Source organism: Saccharopolyspora galaxeae (assembly GCF_016526145.1).
Lineage (GTDB): Bacteria > Actinomycetota > Actinomycetes > Mycobacteriales > Pseudonocardiaceae > Saccharopolyspora_C > Saccharopolyspora_C galaxeae.
Map to the genome: position 1 here is coordinate 258,923 of NZ_JADDUE010000001.1, position 16,332 is coordinate 275,254.

The 16,332-nt window shown below is 70.7% G+C and carries 18 protein-coding genes; 12 read left to right on the top strand and 6 right to left on the bottom strand.

Annotation, left to right across the window (positions count from 1 at the left end; translation table 11 throughout):
• Window positions 1-107: 107 nt before the first annotated feature.
• The 4 genes from INP57_RS01175 to INP57_RS01190 all read left to right on the top strand — a co-directional run bounded on the left by INP57_RS01175 (window position 108) and on the right by INP57_RS01190 (window position 4,672).
• Window positions 108-1,814 carry a replication initiator gene (locus tag INP57_RS01175; RefSeq protein ID WP_200068120.1) on the top strand — a complete coding sequence of 569 codons (1,707 nt, stop codon included), beginning with the start codon at window positions 108-110 and terminating at the stop codon, window positions 1,812-1,814.
• A 38-nt stretch (window positions 1,815-1,852) separates the two neighbouring features.
• Window positions 1,853-2,008 (top strand): helix-turn-helix domain-containing protein, encoded by a 156-nt coding sequence (locus tag INP57_RS01180; RefSeq protein WP_233626564.1) that lies wholly within the window; start codon window positions 1,853-1,855, stop codon window positions 2,006-2,008.
• Between the two features lie 181 nt (window positions 2,009-2,189).
• Window positions 2,190-3,374 carry a tyrosine-type recombinase/integrase gene (locus INP57_RS01185; RefSeq protein WP_200068122.1) on the top strand — a complete coding sequence of 395 codons (1,185 nt, stop codon included), beginning with the start codon at window positions 2,190-2,192 and terminating at the stop codon, window positions 3,372-3,374.
• Between the two features lie 158 nt (window positions 3,375-3,532).
• Window positions 3,533-4,672, top strand: a complete 1,140-nt coding sequence (locus INP57_RS01190; protein ID WP_200068123.1) for a GAF domain-containing sensor histidine kinase — start codon at window positions 3,533-3,535, stop codon at window positions 4,670-4,672.
• 273 nt (window positions 4,673-4,945) lie between these two features.
• Here the strand turns inward: INP57_RS01190 and INP57_RS01195 are convergent, their stop codons facing one another.
• Together INP57_RS01195 and INP57_RS01200 are read right to left on the bottom strand one after the other, a co-directional pair.
• Window positions 4,946-5,581, bottom strand: coding sequence for a response regulator (locus tag INP57_RS01195; protein WP_200068124.1), 636 nt, complete (start codon window positions 5,579-5,581; stop codon window positions 4,946-4,948).
• A gap of 108 nt (window positions 5,582-5,689) precedes the next feature.
• Window positions 5,690-6,202 (bottom strand): DoxX family protein, encoded by a 513-nt coding sequence (locus INP57_RS01200; protein WP_200068655.1) that lies wholly within the window; start codon window positions 6,200-6,202, stop codon window positions 5,690-5,692.
• 185 nt (window positions 6,203-6,387) lie between these two features.
• Between INP57_RS01200 and INP57_RS01205 the strand changes: the two genes are divergently transcribed.
• Window positions 6,388-6,882 carry an Hsp20/alpha crystallin family protein gene (locus INP57_RS01205; protein ID WP_200068125.1) on the top strand — a complete coding sequence of 165 codons (495 nt, stop codon included), beginning with the start codon at window positions 6,388-6,390 and terminating at the stop codon, window positions 6,880-6,882.
• Between the two features lie 119 nt (window positions 6,883-7,001).
• Here INP57_RS01205 and INP57_RS01210 read toward each other — a convergent pair whose 3' ends face one another.
• Window positions 7,002-7,601 (bottom strand): macro domain-containing protein, encoded by a 600-nt coding sequence (locus tag INP57_RS01210; protein ID WP_374220900.1) that lies wholly within the window; start codon window positions 7,599-7,601, stop codon window positions 7,002-7,004.
• 120 nt (window positions 7,602-7,721) lie between these two features.
• Between INP57_RS01210 and pheA the strand changes: the two genes are divergently transcribed.
• Entirely contained in the window at window positions 7,722-8,645 is a 924-nt protein-coding gene (pheA, locus tag INP57_RS01215; RefSeq protein WP_200068127.1) for a prephenate dehydratase, read from the top strand.
• Window positions 8,642-9,289 carry a histidine phosphatase family protein gene (locus INP57_RS01220; protein ID WP_233626565.1) on the top strand — a complete coding sequence of 216 codons (648 nt, stop codon included), beginning with the start codon at window positions 8,642-8,644 and terminating at the stop codon, window positions 9,287-9,289. Before pheA ends, INP57_RS01220 begins: the two co-directional genes overlap by 4 nt.
• A 120-nt stretch (window positions 9,290-9,409) precedes the next feature.
• Here INP57_RS01220 and INP57_RS01225 read toward each other — a convergent pair whose 3' ends face one another.
• Both INP57_RS01225 and INP57_RS01230 read right to left on the bottom strand, forming a co-directional pair.
• A complete protein-coding gene (locus tag INP57_RS01225) occupies window positions 9,410-9,763 on the bottom strand; it encodes a metallopeptidase family protein (protein WP_200068128.1) in 354 nt (117 codons plus the stop codon).
• Window positions 9,764-9,767: 4 nt separating this feature from the next.
• Window positions 9,768-10,769 (bottom strand): septum formation family protein, encoded by a 1,002-nt coding sequence (locus INP57_RS01230; protein WP_200068129.1) that lies wholly within the window; start codon window positions 10,767-10,769, stop codon window positions 9,768-9,770.
• A 164-nt stretch (window positions 10,770-10,933) separates the two neighbouring features.
• On the opposite strand from INP57_RS01230, the gene INP57_RS01235 reads away from it, so the two are divergent.
• The 5 genes from INP57_RS01235 (at window position 10,934) to serS (ending at window position 15,581) form a co-directional block, all read left to right on the top strand.
• Window positions 10,934-11,647 (top strand): hypothetical protein, encoded by a 714-nt coding sequence (locus INP57_RS01235; protein WP_233626572.1) that lies wholly within the window; start codon window positions 10,934-10,936, stop codon window positions 11,645-11,647.
• Window positions 11,648-11,650: 3 nt separating this feature from the next.
• Window positions 11,651-12,817, top strand: coding sequence for a glutathionylspermidine synthase family protein (locus INP57_RS01240; protein WP_200068130.1), 1,167 nt, complete (start codon window positions 11,651-11,653; stop codon window positions 12,815-12,817).
• A 117-nt stretch (window positions 12,818-12,934) separates the two neighbouring features.
• The gene (locus INP57_RS01245) at window positions 12,935-13,993 is read left to right on the top strand and encodes a hypothetical protein (RefSeq protein ID WP_200068131.1); all 1,059 of its coding nucleotides are present in this window, start codon (window positions 12,935-12,937) and stop codon (window positions 13,991-13,993) included.
• Window positions 13,990-14,238, top strand: a complete 249-nt coding sequence (locus INP57_RS01250; RefSeq protein WP_200068132.1) for a hypothetical protein — start codon at window positions 13,990-13,992, stop codon at window positions 14,236-14,238. Before INP57_RS01245 ends, INP57_RS01250 begins: the two co-directional genes overlap by 4 nt.
• Before the next feature lie 77 nt (window positions 14,239-14,315).
• A complete protein-coding gene (gene serS, locus INP57_RS01255) occupies window positions 14,316-15,581 on the top strand; it encodes a serine--tRNA ligase (RefSeq protein ID WP_200068133.1) in 1,266 nt (421 codons plus the stop codon).
• Between the two features lie 32 nt (window positions 15,582-15,613).
• Here the strand turns inward: serS and INP57_RS01260 are convergent, their stop codons facing one another.
• Window positions 15,614-16,249 (bottom strand): endonuclease, encoded by a 636-nt coding sequence (locus tag INP57_RS01260; protein WP_200068134.1) that lies wholly within the window; start codon window positions 16,247-16,249, stop codon window positions 15,614-15,616.
• Window positions 16,250-16,332: the final 83 nt, after the last annotated feature.

Below are 16,332 nucleotides of genomic sequence, written 5' to 3' on the forward strand. Positions count from 1 at the left end.
CAGAAACCGGATTTCGGGACTTTTCGGGGGACAACATGACTGGACAACACTCCACTGTAGACGGCCTAGGCCGCGATGCGGAGTCCACACAGGACAGTTCTGCGGGGATGCTGCGGGGGCCGTCCGGGCTGTCTGTCGCGCAAGCCGCTGCGGAGAACGAGCACGTGTGTACCCGGCCGATGGCCATGCGCCGGACCGACACCGACACGGGGTCGTCTCGGGTGGTGGCCGTGGCCTGCGGCGCTACCCGTGAGGCCGTGTGCGGGCCGTGCGCCCGGCGGCATCGGCGGCTACGGGTCGAGCAATGCCGCCAGGGCTGGCACCTGGAGGCAGAACCGGATACCGGACGGCGGGAACCTGACCGGGAACAGACGGCGTTGATGGGCTATCGGGCCGATCTGCTCACGCTCGGCCGGGAAGCGCTGGAAGCCAACGAACCCGGCCACGTCGCCGATGTCCGGGAAGCGTTAGCGGAGGTGGACGGCGCACTACGGGATGCGGGCGTGACCTCTCGGCTGCCCGGCTTTGACGAAATCGAACACCCAGCACCCTCGCATCGGGGCCGTTCCACCCGGCGACGCGCGGACATTCCGGACTTGCCTCGGCGTCCGGTGCGGGGCGAGACGATCGGGCAGACCTATGCGGGCGGGCGTTACCGGCCGTCGCTGTTCGCCACGCTCACCTTGCCGTCCTACGGGCCGGTGCACTCCGCTCGCTGGCGTGGCGGCCGCATCGTTCGCTGCGGCTGCGGGCAGACCCACCGGCCAGACTCCCCGGTGTTGGGCACGCCGGTTGATCCGGACTCCTACGACTACGCCCGCGCGGCCCGCGATGCGATCCACTTCTCCAGCCTGGTTGATCGGTTCTGGCAGAACCTCCGCCGTGCCGTGGGCTGGAATGTGCAGTACTTCGCCGCTGTCGAACCACAGAAACGGTTGACTCCGCACTTACATACCGCGATCCGTGGCACGGTGCCGCGTGCGTTGCTGGGCCAGGTCGTAGCGGGCACCTATCACCACGTGTGGTGGCCCCAGCACGATCACCCGGTCTACGGCGGGGAGCGGTTACCGGTGTGGAATCCGGACGCGTCGGCCTGGTGCGATCCGGACACCCGGCGTGCGCTGCCCACGTGGGAGGAGTCGCTACCCGTGCCCGATGCCGAACCGGCCGACGCCGCGCACACCGTGCGGTTCGGGGCTCAGACCGACGTGCGCGGCGTGCTCGGCGGCAGCACGGAAGCCGAACGGCACACCCGGTACCTCACCAAGTACTTGACCAAAAGCGTCGGCGAAACCCACACCGCCACGCACTCCGCGCAGCGCGAGCACGCCCGGCGGCTGCTGGACGCACTCGCCGTTACCCCGTGCTCCCCGCGCTGCGGGGTGTGGCTGCTCTACGGCATCCAACCGCGCGGCGCCTCTTCCCGCACCCACCCGGGACAGTGTCGGGGCAAGGCACATCAACCCCACGCGCTCGGGGTGGCCGGGCGTCGCGTGCTGGTCTCGCGCGCGTGGACGGGGAAAACACTGCCGCAGCACGCGGAAACCCGTCGCGCCCATGTCCGCGCCACCCTGACCGCTGGGGGCGTGCTGCCTGAGGGCGGTGATCAGCCCGCGCGCTCGTTCGGCAATTCTGGGGAACGTGCCTCACCAGGGGCGACCTGGGAACGCATCCGCCCCGGTGACTCTGACGTGCCACCGCGCCCGCTGCTGATCCTCGATTCGATCGCTCGCAGACGACGATCACGAGCCGACTATCAGGCCGCGCAACACGCGCTCGCGCTGACAGACGATGCGGCAGACGGGGGCGTGTGATGGCCGCGCGCCGTGCCCGGCCCGATCACCTCTGGACCATGGACGAACTCGCCAAGTACCTGCGGGTTCCGGTGCGGACCCTCTATCACTGGAACTACCGGCAGACTGGGCCACCGGCCTACCGGATCGGGCGCGAACTGCGCTTCGACCCGCGCGACGTGTGGGAATGGATGCAACACCACACCACTGATTGACCGGAAAAGCACCCCGCGAAAACGCCAAAATCGCTTCCGGAATGTTCCGCATCTTGGTAATCTTGACGGGCCACACGGAAGAGAACCCCGATCCGACACGCAAAGGATCATTTCCGTGGGACACGTGCAAGATCGGTGGTTCACAACCCAACACGACACTGCAATAGGAAAGGACAAGCGCGTGAAAACCGCCCAGTACGGTAAGGGGATGCGCTACAAAGTGCGCTACCTCGACCCCGACGGGCGCGAGCGGTCCAAGTGCTTCCCCGACAAGTGCAAGAAACAAGCCGATGACTTCAAGCTGTCGATGGAGTCCGACCAGCGCAGCGGCCGCTACGTCGACCCTGACGCAGGCAAGACGCTGCTGCGGGACTACGCCGAGAACTGGATCAAGGGGCAAGCGGCCGACCTCAACAGCCGCGCCACCCTTCGGCAAAAGGTGAACTCCCGGATCCTGGCCTACCTCGGGTCGAAACCTCTGTCGGCGGTCGAGAAACCGGCCACCATCCGGGATTGGCTCGATTGGCTCCGCTCCTCGGGAACCGTGTCCGAGAACTACGCCGAAGCGCTGTATCGGACGTTGTCCGGGATGCTGGAATCGGCCGTGTCCGAAAAGTTGATTCACAACAACCCGTGCCGGGCAAAGGGCATTTCCCGGCCCCGGCACAAAACAGCCCCGGCCGTAGCCTGGGACCCAGAACGTCTCACCGCGATCCGCGAGGCTGTGCCGGACCGGGAACGGATCGCGGTAGACCTCGGGGTCGGCCTCGGCCTGCGCTTCGGGGAAATCCTCGGACTCTCCCCCGACGACGTCGACGACACAGCGGGTGTCGTGCACGTGCGCCGCCAGGTCCGCAAGGTCAAAGGAAGCGGGGCGCTGGTGTTCTCGCTACCGAAGCGGGGCAAGCTGCGTGACGTGCCCCTGTCACCGGACCTGGCCGCGCTCCTGCAGGCCTACCTGGCAGCGTTCCCAGCCCAACCGGTGACCCTGCCGTGGAAACACCCCGGCGGGCAGCCGGTCACGCACACCGTGTTCCTGTCCCGGCCCGGCGGGCGCACCTGGGACGCAAGCGGGTGGAGCTACCACGTGTGGGACCCGACATTCCGCCGTGCGGGCCTGACCAAACGGCGCCGCATCGACGGAATCCACGCACTCCGGCACACCTACGCGAGCCTGCTCCTAGCCGACGGGGTCAGCGTGCGAGAACTGGCGACCTACCTTGGGCACGACAAGCTGTCGTTCACGCTAGAGATCTACACACACATGCTGCCCAGCAGTCACCAACGCGCACAGGCAGCCGTAACCGGCTTCCTCCGCAACCACATCGCGGCCCAGCCGCCCGCAGACGGCCTACAGGCGGCCTGACAACCACGAAACACAACAAAAAAGCAGGTCAGAGCAGTCCACGAAAAGAACGGCCTGTCTGCCCGATCTATTGGGACGAACGGTCCGTTCACTCGGAGGCTCCGGGTGCGGGTTCGGCCGGTGGGCGCCGCCGGGCGAGGACTAGCCTCGGGATCGTCATGGATTCCACGCTCGCCCAGCGAATGCTCGCGGCGTCCACCGAGATCACCAAGGCCGCGCTGTCCTCCGAGGAGCCCGACGCGGTGCTGCCCATGGTGGTGCGCCGCGCCGCCGCGCTGGCCGAAAGCGACCTCGGCCTGGTCATGGTGCACGCCGACGACGGCCGCCTCACCGTCGAAGCCGCGCACGGCGCCTCCACCGCGTCCAGCGACCCGGTGGGCGCGGTGCTCTCCGCCCGGTCGGCCGCGGCGCGGGCCGCGCGCAGCGGCGTGCCGGTGGTCGTCGACGACCTGATCGACGACCCGATCACCGCGCCTTACGTGCCGCCCGCGCTGCGGGCTTACGGGCCGTTCGCGGTGGCCCCGTTCGGCACCCGGGAGCGCAAGCTCGGCGCGATCGCGGTGTACCGCAAGCGCGGTTCGCCGACGTTCAACCGGGTGGCGGTGGAGGTGCTGACCGGGTTCGCCGCGCAAGCCGGTCTCGCCCTGGTGCTGGCCGAAGGCTCCACCGCGCGCCAGCGCATCGCCGTCTACCAGGAGCGGGAACGCATCGCGCGGGACCTGCACGACGTGATCGTGCAGCGGCTCTACGGCGCGGGCGTGCAGCTGGAAGTGCTGGATCGCAAGCTCGCCGGGCGGCTGGCGGCCGAGGACTCCGAACGGCTCACCGAGACCATGGACCAGCTCGACCAGACCATCGCCGAAGTCCGCGCGACGGTGCGGGCGCTGCGCTCGTCCGACCCGGAGACCGCCGAGGAGGCCCCGGACCTGGCCGACTCGATCCGCTCCGAGGTGCACACCGCGGGGGAACTGCTCGGCAGGCCGCCGAAGCTGGACATCGACGGGGATCTCACCGGCGTGCCCGTCGCGATCGCCGATCACGCGCGGGCCGCGCTGCGCGAAGCGCTGTCCAACGTGGTGCGGCACTCGGGCGCCCGCACCGTGCTGGTGCGGGTGCGGCGCGCTCCGGAGTCGATGCGCCTGCAGGTCGTGGACGACGGGTGCGGGATTCCGCGGGACGTCAGCAAACGCGGGCTGCGGCACCTGGAGGAACGCGCCGCGGCCGCGGGCGGGCGGTGCACCGTGAATTCCTCGCCGGACAGCGGCACCACGGTCACCTGGGAAGTTCCGTTGACGTAGAGAGTTGTTTAGCACGTGGTTTGCGTAGGTGGTCGGGTAGCGGAACCTCATCAGGCGTCTGCCGGCTCCGGGATCGCCTCGGAGACGTAGCTCCCTACGCGGCGTCGGCGCTGTCCTCGCCAGCAGACGCCTGAGAACCCGCCGGTGGTCGGGCTGAGTCCTCGGGCACCGCAAGCGGCTTCGCCGCTTTCTGAACAGAACTAGCTGGCTGTGCGCGTGCGGCTGCCCGGCCTGAAAGAGCATCGGAGCCTCGTGCGGCTCAGCCCGTGCCGCTCAGCCCTGCCTGCGGGCGACCCAGGCGGCGGCCTGGGTGCGGCGTTCCATGCCGAGCTTGGCCAGCACCGCCGTGACGTAGTTCTTCACCGTCTTCTCCGCCAGGAACAGCCGCTCGGCGATCTGCCGGTTCGTCAGCCCTTCGCCGATCAGGTCCAGCACCCGGCGTTCCTGCTCGGTCAGCGCCTCCAGCTCGTCGGCCGGGCGGTCGCCGCCGCGGCGCATCCGCTCCAGCACCCGCGCGGTCGTCACCGGGTCCAGCAGCGAGCGGCCCGCGGCGACTTCGCGCACCGCGTTGACCAGGTCCTGCCCGCGCACCTGCTTGAGCAGGTAGCCGGACGCGCCGGCGTTGATCGCGCCCACCAGCGCCTGCTCGTCGTCGAACGCGGTGAGCACCAGGCAGCGCGGCGGCACCGGCAGGTCCCGCAGCCGGCGGCACAGGTCCAGCCCGTCCCCGTCCGGCAGCCGCATGTCCACCACCGCCACGTCCGGCTCCGCGGCCCGCGTGCGCACCACCGCCTCGTCGACGCCGCCGGCTTCGGCGACGACGTCCACGTCGGCTTCGGTGCTGAGCAGGTCGCGCAGGCCGCGACGGACCACCTCGTGATCGTCCACGAGCAGCACGCGCACCGGCACGCCCTCACGCTACGACCGCGCGCCCGATCACCTTCGGTAAGGGTGCCCTGATCAGGACGTGAAAAAGCGGACCGCCGGGTGGGCGGTCCGCTCCTCGGGCGGTTCGGGTCAGCGCCGCTTGCGGGCGGTCTTCTTGGCGACCTTGACGCCTTGCTGGGTTTGCTCGGCCACGACGTGCGCGCCGTGCCTGGCGCGGTAGGTAACCGACGGTTTGCCCTCGGTGTCCACCGCCGCGATCAGCAGGCCGCCGAGCAGGCCGAGGTTCTTCAGGAACTGGGTCTGCTGCGCACTGCGCTCCTGCGGATCGTCGATCTCCCAGAAGGCGTGCCCGACCAGCGTGGTCGGCACGACGCTGCCCGCCAGCAGCAGCGCCGCCAGCCGGGGTGCCTTGCCCAGCGCCAGCAGCGTCCCGGCGCCGATCTTGACCGCGCCGTCCAGCCGCACCAGCGTCTCGGCGTCGGTCGGCACCTGGTCCGGCAGCGAGTCCTGGACGTTGCCCACCGTCTTGTCCACCAGCGGACGGGCGGCCTTCGCGTGACCTTCGGCGTCGCGGAGGGCGCCGATCCCGCCGTAGATGAACACGGCGGCGAGCAGGGGACGGGCCAAGCGGCGGATGAGCATGTGGACCTCCTCGGTGTTGCCGCGGATCCCGACGGTACTCACCCCGGCCTCGACACGCTCGCATCAAGGCGCAGAAGTTGATCCCTACTTCGGGAACAATCCGCAAAGTTGAGTCGTTGGCACTCATGTAAGCGGCGTCGGAAGATGGGAACCGGCGCCCAGTGCACTAGTGGAGTGATGCAGCGATGGCTCTTGCCGTTCGAGGATGGGATCCGTTCACCGGCCTGAACCGCCGGTTCGACCGCGACTTCGACGCGCTGGTGCGCCGTTCCTTCGGCGGTCGTGCTGCGCAGCCGTTCGTCCCCGCGGCCGACGTGGTGCGCGACGGCTCGGACGTGCTGATCCGGCTGGAGCTGCCGGGCGTGGACGTGGACCAGGACGTCGACGTGGAGGTCTCCGGCGGGGTGCTGACGATCAGCGGCCGGCGGTCCGAGACCTCCGAGCAGGACGACTCGGGCGTGCTGGTGCGGGAGATCCGCAGCGGCTCGTTCCAGCGCCGGTTCAACCTGCCGGATGGCGTGACCGGTGAGCGGGTCGAGGCCGACTACGACCGCGGTGTGCTGCAGGTCCGGGTGCGTGAGGCGGTGCCGCAGGCGCCGAGCCCGACCAAGGTGGCGAACCGCGACCGCTCGGCTGAAGAGTCCCGGGAAGCTGAGCAGGCCCGGGAAACCGGGGAGTGAGCGATCGGGCGGCCGCCCGCCGTGCGGCACGGCGGGCGGCGCCGGACGTTCAGCGGAGCACCGTTCGCCCGGCGATGTGATCGCGGGGTCCACCGCGACGTCGTCGTGCAGCGCCCGGCTCAGACGTGGTCGGCGCGGGCGAAGATCTCGTCCCACGCCGCACCGACCTGGTGCGCGCACAGCTCGGGGGTCACCCCGCCGACACCGGTCCCGAGCCCGGGCAGCGCGATGCTGCGCACGACGTCGCGGACCGGCATCCCGTTCTCCAGCACCCCGCGCGACCACAGCTGCAGCACCGCACGCGCCGCGAGGTACGGGTGCACGGTGTCGGCGGGCAGCTGCTCGCCGGGCTCGCGCATGGTCGGCGCGCTGACCAGCCACGCCGGGCCGGGTGCGCCGGTGGGCACCAGCAGCGCCTCACCGACCGGCAGTTCCCCGCCGTGGTAAGCGAGCACGGCGCTGCGCACGTTCTGCTCGACCTCGGGAAAAGCGCGCGCGTACATCGCGTCCACGCCGCCGCGCATCCAGCCGTAGGAGTTCGCCGGGCTCACCACGGCGTCCACCCGAAGGTCCAGCACCGAACCCTGGTGCACGTCGAGCCCGGTGCGGTCGCCGGCGATGCCGCGCCAAGCTGCGGCCAGCGGCTCGTCCAGCGCGCTGAGGACGAGCCGCAGCTCCGGTTCCGCTCGGTCCGTTGAGCGCTCCGAATCCGCGGTCACGCCCACAGCATCGCAGGAAAGGGCCACTGCATGTAATTGGGTGCGTCACACATTCGTAGATCAACCCTCACCGAACCGGGGCGAGGTGGTAGGAACCGGGCGCCCCGTAGGCTGGTCGCCGTGCCGCAAATCGCCTACCTGGGACCGCCGGGAACCTTCACCGAGCAGGCGACCCGGGTCCTCACCGCCGACTTCGACGCCGAACCGGTGCCGTTCGAGACGGTGCCGCAGGCGTTGAGCGCGCTGCGCTCCGGGGACGTGCTGGCCGCCGGGGTGCCGGTGGAGAACTCGGTGGAAGGCGCCGTGCCCGCGACGATGGACGCGCTGGTCAGCGGCGAACCCCTGATCGCCGTCGGCGAGGCGATGATCCCGGTGCGGTTCGACGTGCTGGTGCGCGCGGGCGCCACCGCCGACCAGGTCGGCACGGTCGCCAGCCACCCGCACGCCATCGCGCAGGTCCGCGAGTGGCTGGCGGACAGGTTGCCGCAGGCCGAGGTCCGGGCCGCGGGTTCCACCGCGGCGGCCGCCCGGTCGGTCGCCGCGGGCGAAGTCGATGCGGCGATCTCATCGCCGCTGGCGATCGAGCAGTTCAGCGGGCTGGAACGGCTCGCGACCGGGGTGGCCGACGTCCCCGACGCGCTCACCCGGTTCCTGCTGCTGCGCAGGCCGGGCGCGCTGCCCGAACCGACCGGCGCGGACCGCACGTCGATCGCCGCGGTCATCGGCGACGAGGTCGGGTCGCTGACCGAGCTGCTGATGGAGCTGTCGCTGCGCGGCATCAACCTGTCCCGCATCGAGTCGCGGCCCACCAAGGACCGGCTCGGCGAGTACCGGTTCTTCCTGGACTTCGACGGCCACGTCGCCGACGCCCGGGTCGGGGACGCGCTCACCGGCCTGCGCAGGCGATGCAGCGAGGTGCGGTTCCTCGGCTCCTACCCGAAGGCCGACCATTCCCCGGCCAGCGTGCGGCCGTCCGCCTCGGAGCAGGCGTTCCAGGCATCGGCCCGCTGGCTGGAACGCATCCGGGCAGGAGGTTCCCCATGACCGAGTTCGCGCTGCGCGCCCGCGCCGACGGGCTGCGGCTGCTGCTGGTGCGGCACGGCCAGACCCCGTCGAACGTGCGGGGCGCGCTGGACACGCTGCCGCCCGGTCCCGGGCTCACCGACGAGGGCTCGCAGCAGGCGGAGGCGCTGGCCGGGCGGCTGGCCGACGAGAAGGTCCTGTCCATCCACGCGAGCCGCGCGTTGCGCGCGCAGCAGACCGCCCGCCCGCTGGCCGACCGGCACGGGCTGGACGTGGAGGTCGCCGACGGCACCCACGAGATCCACGTGGGTGAGCTGGAAGGCAACGCCGACGCCGCGTCCCGGCAGCGGTTCGACGAGGTCTACGCGGGCTGGCACCTGGGTTCCCCGGACGTGCCGATGCCCGGCGGGGAAACCGGCGAGCAGGCGCTCGCCAGGTTCTTCGGCTCGGCGCAGCCACTGCTGGAGGACGTGCTGACCGGCTCAGTGGTGCTGGTCAGCCACGGCGCGATGATCCGCCTCGTCGCCGGGCGCCTGGCACCGGAGGTCGACGGCGAACGCGCCAACGCGGCATACCTGCCGAACACCGGGCTCATCGCGCTCGAAGCCGATTCCTCCTCGCCGACCGGCTGGCGCTGCACCCAGTGGGACGATCTCCCGGCCTGATCGAAGAGTTGTTCAGGGATCGGTTCGGGTAGCTGGTCGGATGGCGGCGCCGGCTGACGCCGCTTCTTGACAGAGCCAGCGGTTCCGCGAGCAGGCCCGCTGTTCCGATCAGGCCCGCGATCAGGCCCAGCCCAGCGAGTGCAGCGTCTCGTCGTCGATGCCGAAGTGGTGCGCGATCTCGTGCACGACGGTGATCGCGACCTCGTCGACGACGTCCTGCTCGCTGTCGCACATCTCCAGCAGCGGCTCGCGGTAGATCATGATCCGGTCCGGCAGCACGCCCGCGTAGGCGCTGTCGTCCCGTTCGGTCAGCGCGATCCCGAAGTACAGCCCGAGCAGCGAGGGATCCTCCGGGTCGCGGTCCTCGACCAGCACGACCACGTTGTTCATCGCCGTCGCGAACTGCTCCGGCACCAGGTCGAGGGCATCGGCGACGAGCTCCTCGAACCGCTTCCGGGTCATCTCCACCGGCACCGGTTCAGCGCTCCCCGGTGGCGGGCACGCCGGGTTCGATCGGCGCGCTGTCCTGCGGCGCGGGTTCGGTACCGACCTGCACGTCACCCTTGACGCTGCCGGTGACCGGGGCGAGCCCGCTGCCGTCCGGCAGCTGCGCGCTGGCCTTGCAGTTGACCTGCCGGGAACCGGCGTCCCAGCTCTCCTGCGGCAGCGTGTCCCAGTAGCTGACCAGCTTCTTGTCCGCCACCGCGGTCGGGCTGCCCGCGTACTGCGCGGTGAGTTCGGTGCAGCGGGTCGCGAGGAAGCCGTCCTGCTGGTCCTCGCCCGGGAAACCGCCGGGGAACTGCCGGCCGAGGTCGACCAGTCCGGTGATCTCCACCGAATGCGGCTGCGCGCAATCCACCGGATCCCACACCGCGGTCCCGTTGACGCCCAGGCAGCGACCCACCTCGTAGGTGTTCGACTGGTCCTGCTTGGCCACCTGCCCCTTGATCGCGTACAGCTTGCCGGACGGGCCGGGCTGCTGGAGCCCGCAGTGCAGGGTCCGGTCCCCGGAATCCCAGCCCTGCTGGCTGGGCGTGAACGCGCCGACGGCGAACCGGCCGTTCGGGTCCAGCCTGCCGCCGAGGTACCGGTTCGAGACCTCCGTGCAGCGTTGCTGCTTGAGCTGCTGCCACTGCTCGCCGCTCGGGTAAGGCGTGTTCGGGCCGAACTCCGCGTTCAGGTTGGCTTGACCGGTGACCTCGAACAGGTGCCGCTCGCCGCACTTGACCTGGCGGATGTCGGCCGCGTCGGGTTCGGTCCAGTGCAGGCAGCTGCCGGCCTTCGCCTGGAACACCGGCGGCGTGGCGGGCGAGGAGCCTTGCCTGCCCGGGCCGCCGATGCCGGAGCCGCCACCGCCGGTGGGCGTGTTCAGCAGTGCGCTGATCAGCAGCACCAGTCCGCCGCCCAGCGCGGCCATCACCATCAGCAGCCAGGTGTGCGGCTTCTTCCGGCGGTTCCCGGATTTCTTGTCGGCGGCCATCGAGCTACATCATGCCTGGCGGCCGACGGGCACGCGCGGGTACCGAGACAACGTGTCGAAACCGATTCGTGTCCGGTTGCGTTGCGGCATTGCATCCCCTGCCCGGGGCGGCGATGGGTAGGGTTGCCGCAGGGAGCGGGCGATGACGGGAAGATGGCAGACCATTGGTTGAGCAGGACAGACCACGGCGCGAGGACGAATCCCCCGACGGACAGCAGCCCTCCGGCGCTGATCGGACCGGCGGGACCAACGGTGACGAGCCGACCGAGCAGGTGCACGCGCCGCGTGGCCGGGTGCGCCAGCAGGACGCGGAGACGGCCACGCCGCGCGAGCCGACGCTGAGCGAGCAGCGCGCCCGGGTCGCCGCCGAGAAGCGCCGCGAGGAGCAGGAGCAGCGCGAGCTCGACGAAGCGGAGCGCAAGACGCAGAAGCGCCGCCGCGTGATGGTCGGCGGCGGGGTCACCGTGGGCGTGGTGGCGCTGGTGTCGGCGTTCTACTCCGGTGCGGCCTACAGCGAGCAGAAGAACGCGGTCGAGCAGTACTGCGCCGCCGCCGACCAGCAGCCCGGCCAGACCACGGTGGAGCGTCCGGAGCTGTGCAACGAGGACTACGTGCGCAGCCAGGGCGGTTACCCGACCGGCGGCGGCATGATGTTCATGCCGATCTTCTTCCCCGGCACCAGCACGCCGATTCCCGGGCAGGGCCACTCCTACCGCTACGGCTACACCCAGCCCGGCACCTCGGCCCCGCCGGTGGGCGGCACGGTGAACTCGCCGAACTTCAACAAGCCGTCCGGCGCCACGGTCAAGGACGGCAAGGGAACGACCGTGTCCCGCGGCGGTTTCGGCATCAACAGCAAGGGCACGAGCGGGAGCTGACGAGTGCGTCGCAGGACAACCGGACGACGGCCGGACTGGCAGCGCAAGATCGAGGAACTGGGCCTGGTGTTCGGCTCGCCGGCCCGCGCCGCCGACGGATCGCGGCGGCCGTACTGGGACGAGGCCGTGCACTACGAGTTCGGCCTGGACGAGGTGCTGTCCCTGGAGGCCGACGTCGAACTGCTGCAGTCCATGTGCCTGGACGCGGTGGACCACGTGATCACCACCGAGCGGTTCAAGGACTTCGGCATCCCGGAATGGGCTTGGCCGCACATCGCCGATTCCTGGAAGCGCGGCGACCCGCACCTCTACGGCCGGTTCGACCTGCGCTACGACGGCTCCGGCCCGGCGAAGCTGCTGGAGTACAACGCCGACACCCCGACCTCGCTGCTGGAGGCGGCGGTGGTGCAGTGGCACTGGCTGACCGAGTGCCACGAGGGCGACGACCAGTGGAACTCCGTGCACGAGAAGCTGGTCGAGCGCTGGGGCGAGATCAAGGACCAGCTCTCCTCCAACGAGGTGCACTTCACCTGGTCCGGCGCGGACACCAGCGGCGAGGACAACATCACCTCCGCGTACCTGCAGGAGACCGCCGCGGAGGCCGGGATCGACACCGTCGGCCTGGTCATCGAGGACATCGGCTGGGACAGCCTGCTGGAGCGCTTCGTCGACCTCGAAGAATCCCCGATGAGCTCCGCCGTCAAGATCTACCCGTGGGAGTGGATGGTCGACGACGAGTTCGGCAAGCACGCGGTGCACAGCCTGCCCGCGACGCAGTGGATCGAGCCGCTGTGGAAGATGCTGCTGTCGAACAAGGCGCTGCTCGCGGTGCTGTGGGAGATGTACCCGGGCCATCCGAACCTGCTGCCGACCTTCCTGGACCAGCCGGGCCTGCTGACCGAGTACGTGCGCAAACCGCGGCTCGGCCGCGAGGGCAACAACATCAGCGTGGTCGCGCCGGGCTGGGAGCTGGACACCGGCGGGGTCTACGGCGAGGAAGGCTTCGTCTACCAGGCGTTCGATCCGCTGCCGGAGTTCGACGGGATGCGCCCGGCGCTGGGCGCTTGGGTGGTCGGCGACTCCGCGGCGGGCCTGGGCATCCGGGAGACCGCGGGGCTGATCACGGACGACGGGGCCGCGTTCGTTCCGCACCGCATCCCGGGTTCCTGATCTCCGCGGTGTCCCCGGTCCGGCGCGACATGCCGCGCTGAACTGTGTTTTCGTGGGCTGGTGGGGCGTTCCGCCAAGGGGGAGGGCACGCCCCGACGAGCCAGCGGGGTGGGACCGATGCCCTACAGCCAAGCGCCGCAAGACGACGGCACCGGCCCGGACGAGCAGCGGCAGGACGAAATCCGGCCCGAGTCCGGCGCGGCGGACGAGCAGCGCGCCGGTGATCAGGAGCCGGATGTGCTGCTCGACGTGCCGGTGCTGAAGGTCGATGAGATCAACTTGGAAGTCGAGGACCTGCACGCGAAGGTCTCGCTGTCGGCGGAGGTCCTCGATCTGCTGCGGCTGAACGTCGGGGCGGATGTGACGCTGGGGCGGGTCGGCCTGGACATCAAGGGCGTGGAGGCGGAGGCGCTGCTGAAGGTCCGGCTCGGCAACGTCGCCGCGATCATCGAGCGCGTGTTGCAGACGATCGACCGGAATCCGGAGATCCTGGAGCAGATCACGCGGGGAGCCGGAGCCGCCTTGCGCGATGTCGGATCCGGTGCCGGTGAGGCTGTGGAAGAGGTCGGCACGGGAGCGGGTCAGGCTGTGGAAGAGGTCGGCACGGGAGCGGGTCAGGCTGTGGAAGAGGTCGGCACGGGAGCGGGTCAGGCTGTGGAAGAGGTCGGCACGGGAGCGGGTCAGGCTGTGGAAGAGGTCGGCATGGGAGCGGGCCGCGCAGCCGAAGAGGTCGGCACGGGGGCGGGACGAGCGGTCGATGACGTCGGGGCCGGAGCCGGTCGCGCGGCGGAAGAGGCAGGCTCGGGCGCGGGCCGCGCAGCGGAAGGCGTCGGTGCGAGTGCCGGACGGACGGCCGAGGAGCTGGGCGAGCGGGTCGGCCGGGCTGCGGGAGGCGTTCGCCGCATCGCCGGGGAAGCCGGCCGGGGCGTTGGGAGAGCCGCCGGCAGCGCCGCCGGTCGCGGCTCCGAACGCAGCGCGGAACGCAGATCCGAAGGCAGCACCGAACGCAAATCCGACGGCACCGAAGCAGCAGGCAGGTCGCGGCGCCGCACCGACGAGGGCGATGCCCGCGAGCCTCGCGGCCGTTCGGGGCGCGCGAGGATCCCCAAAGGGGGTCGGTCCGGCGAGGACCCTCGCCGGGAGCCGCGACCGCGCCGTCGTCGCAGCGACGAGTGACCGAGCACGACGCGGAAGTGTCGTGGACCGCCACCGTGGCGGCCGCGGAGCTGACCTTCCGGGCGGTTCCCGCCTCGCGGGTCGACTTCACCGGGGACCACGCCCCCGGATCGACTTCCGGCAGCGTTCGCCGTGGCGTGTCCCGCCCGGCTCGGGAAGAGGTCGTGTACCGCGACGTCCGGGTGCACCACTGGATCTTGGCGGCGCTCGAGACCGAGTCCAGGGCCAGTCCGGAGCCGACGTGACCGCGCCCGCGGCTGCGCGGCGCCCGGCCGCCACCCGTGCGGTCCCTGGCCGGTGCGGCCCGCTAGGCTGACCTGCTGTGATCGACCTGAAGACGCTTCGCGAGAACCCGGAGGCCGTGCGCGCTTCGCAGCGCGCCCGCGGTGAGGACGCGGCACTGGTGGACGCCCTGCTCTCCGCCGACGAGCGGCGCAGGTCGGCGGTCTCCCGCGCGGACACGTTGCGGGCCGAGCAGAAGCAGCTCGGCAAGCAGGTCGGCAAGGCCCAGGGCGACGAGCGCGAGCAGCTGCTGTCCCGGGCCAAGGACCTGGCCGCGCAGGTCAAGGAAGCCGAAGCGGAACAGGGCGCGGCCGACGACGAGCTGCTGGCCGCGCAGAAGAAGGTCTCCAACGTCGTCGAGCCGCAGACCCCGCACGGCGGTGAGGACGACTTCGCGGTGCTCAAGCACGTCGGCACCCCGCGCGAATTCGACTTCGACGTCAAGGACCACCTGGAACTGGGCGAGGGGCTGCGCGCGTTCGACATGGAACGCGGCGCGAAGGTCTCCGGCGCCCGGTTCTACTTCCTCACCGGCGTCGGCGCGCAACTGGAACTGGCGCTGCTGAACATGGCCGCCGCGCAGGCCACCGCGGCCGGGTTCACGCTGGTCGTGCCGCCGGTGCTGGTGCGTCCGGAGATCATGGACGGCACCGGTTTCCTCGGCGAGCACTCGACCGAGGTGTACCGGCTGGAGGAGGACGACGCCTACCTCGTCGGCACCTCGGAGGTCCCGCTGGCCGGCTACCACGCCGGCGAGATCCTGGAGCTGTCCGGCGGCCCGCTGCGCTACGCGGGCTGGTCGACCTGCTTCCGCAGGGAAGCCGGTTCGTACGGCAAGGACACCCGCGGCATCATCCGCGTGCACCAGTTCAACAAGCTGGAGATGTTCGTCTACTGCCGCGAGCAGGAATCCCGGGCCGAGCACGAGCGGCTGCTGGCCTGGGAGGAGGAGATGCTCACCAAGCTCGAGCTGCCGTACCGCGTGGTGGACATCGCCGCCGGTGATCTCGGTGCGAGCGCGGCGCGGAAGTTCGACTGCGAGGCCTGGGTGCCCTCGCAGGGCGCCTACCGCGAGCTGACCTCCACCTCGAACTGCACCACCTTCCAGGCGCGGCGGCTCAACACCCGCTACCGCGAGGCGGAGGGGCCGAACCAGTTCGCTTCGACGTTGAACGGCACGCTGGCCACCACGCGGTGGATCGTGGCGATCTTGGAGAACCACCAGCAGGCGGACGGTTCGGTGCTGGTCCCCGAGGCGCTGCGGCCGTTCCTCGGTGGGCGCGAAGTGCTGGAGCCGGTGGCGTGAACGTGCTCGGGTGACCGAGCGCGGCGGCCGGCTCAGGCCGGGGCCTTGATCTCCTCCAGCAGTCCCTTTTCCAGCGTGAGCCGGACGAGCGCGGCGGAGAAGCGGGCGTAGTCCGCGGCGTCCACCAGCTCGGCGAGGCGGCCCGCGTCCTTCGGCAGCCCCGCCTTCTCCGCGCCGGAGAGTGCCTTCTTGTCGAAGTACGGCCGCAGTTCCGGCCACACCGCCTGCGCTTCGCGGCAGAAGATGTCGATGCCGACCGGGCCGAGGTTGGGCACCTCGCGCAGCAGTTCCTTGATCCGGCGCACGTCCCCGCCCGCTTCCTTGCGGAGCTTGCGCAGGTCGCCGCCGTACTTGTCGAGCAGCAGATCGGCACCGTTGCCGAGCGCGGTGGCGGTGCTCTCGTCGTAGCGGACGTAGCTGCCGCGGCCGAGCGCGTCGACGCGCTGCTGCCAGGTGGCCTCGCGCATCCGGCGGGCGGTGGGGAACGCGCCGAGTTCACGGGCGGCGGAGACCGCGATCTCGGCCTTGATGCGGGTGGACAGCAGCACCGACAGCACCAGCAGCCGGTACAGCTGCGAGGGCTTGTCGGTGAGCGTGAAACCTGCTTGCGCGGCGTAGCTCGTGCCCGCTTCGCGGATGATCGCGCGAGCCGTGGCTTGCTCGGACATCTCTGGCACCTCCTCGGGCGCCGGTCTACCCGTGCGGGCGAGCGGGCACACCGCGACGAGCGCAGCGCGTGGCACCTGCCGCG

What these genes read in the sequence shown, in the direction of transcription:
- INP57_RS01175 (WP_200068120.1), top strand. Translation starts at nt 108, where the DNA reads ATGCTGCGGGGGCCGTCCGGGCTGTCTGTCGCGCAAGCCGCTGCGGAG.
- INP57_RS01180 (WP_233626564.1), top strand. Translation starts at nt 1,853, where the DNA reads ATGGACGAACTCGCCAAGTACCTGCGGGTTCCGGTGCGGACCCTCTAT.
- INP57_RS01190 (WP_200068123.1), top strand. Translation starts at nt 3,533, where the DNA reads ATGGATTCCACGCTCGCCCAGCGAATGCTCGCGGCGTCCACCGAGATC.
- INP57_RS01200 (WP_200068655.1), bottom strand. Translation starts at nt 6,202, where the DNA reads ATGCTCATCCGCCGCTTGGCCCGTCCCCTGCTCGCCGCCGTGTTCATC.
- INP57_RS01205 (WP_200068125.1), top strand. Translation starts at nt 6,388, where the DNA reads ATGGCTCTTGCCGTTCGAGGATGGGATCCGTTCACCGGCCTGAACCGC.
- INP57_RS01220 (WP_233626565.1), top strand. Translation starts at nt 8,642, where the DNA reads ATGACCGAGTTCGCGCTGCGCGCCCGCGCCGACGGGCTGCGGCTGCTG.
- INP57_RS01230 (WP_200068129.1), bottom strand. Translation starts at nt 10,769, where the DNA reads ATGGCCGCCGACAAGAAATCCGGGAACCGCCGGAAGAAGCCGCACACC.
- INP57_RS01245 (WP_200068131.1), top strand. Translation starts at nt 12,935, where the DNA reads ATGCCCTACAGCCAAGCGCCGCAAGACGACGGCACCGGCCCGGACGAG.
- INP57_RS01260 (WP_200068134.1), bottom strand. Translation starts at nt 16,249, where the DNA reads ATGTCCGAGCAAGCCACGGCTCGCGCGATCATCCGCGAAGCGGGCACG.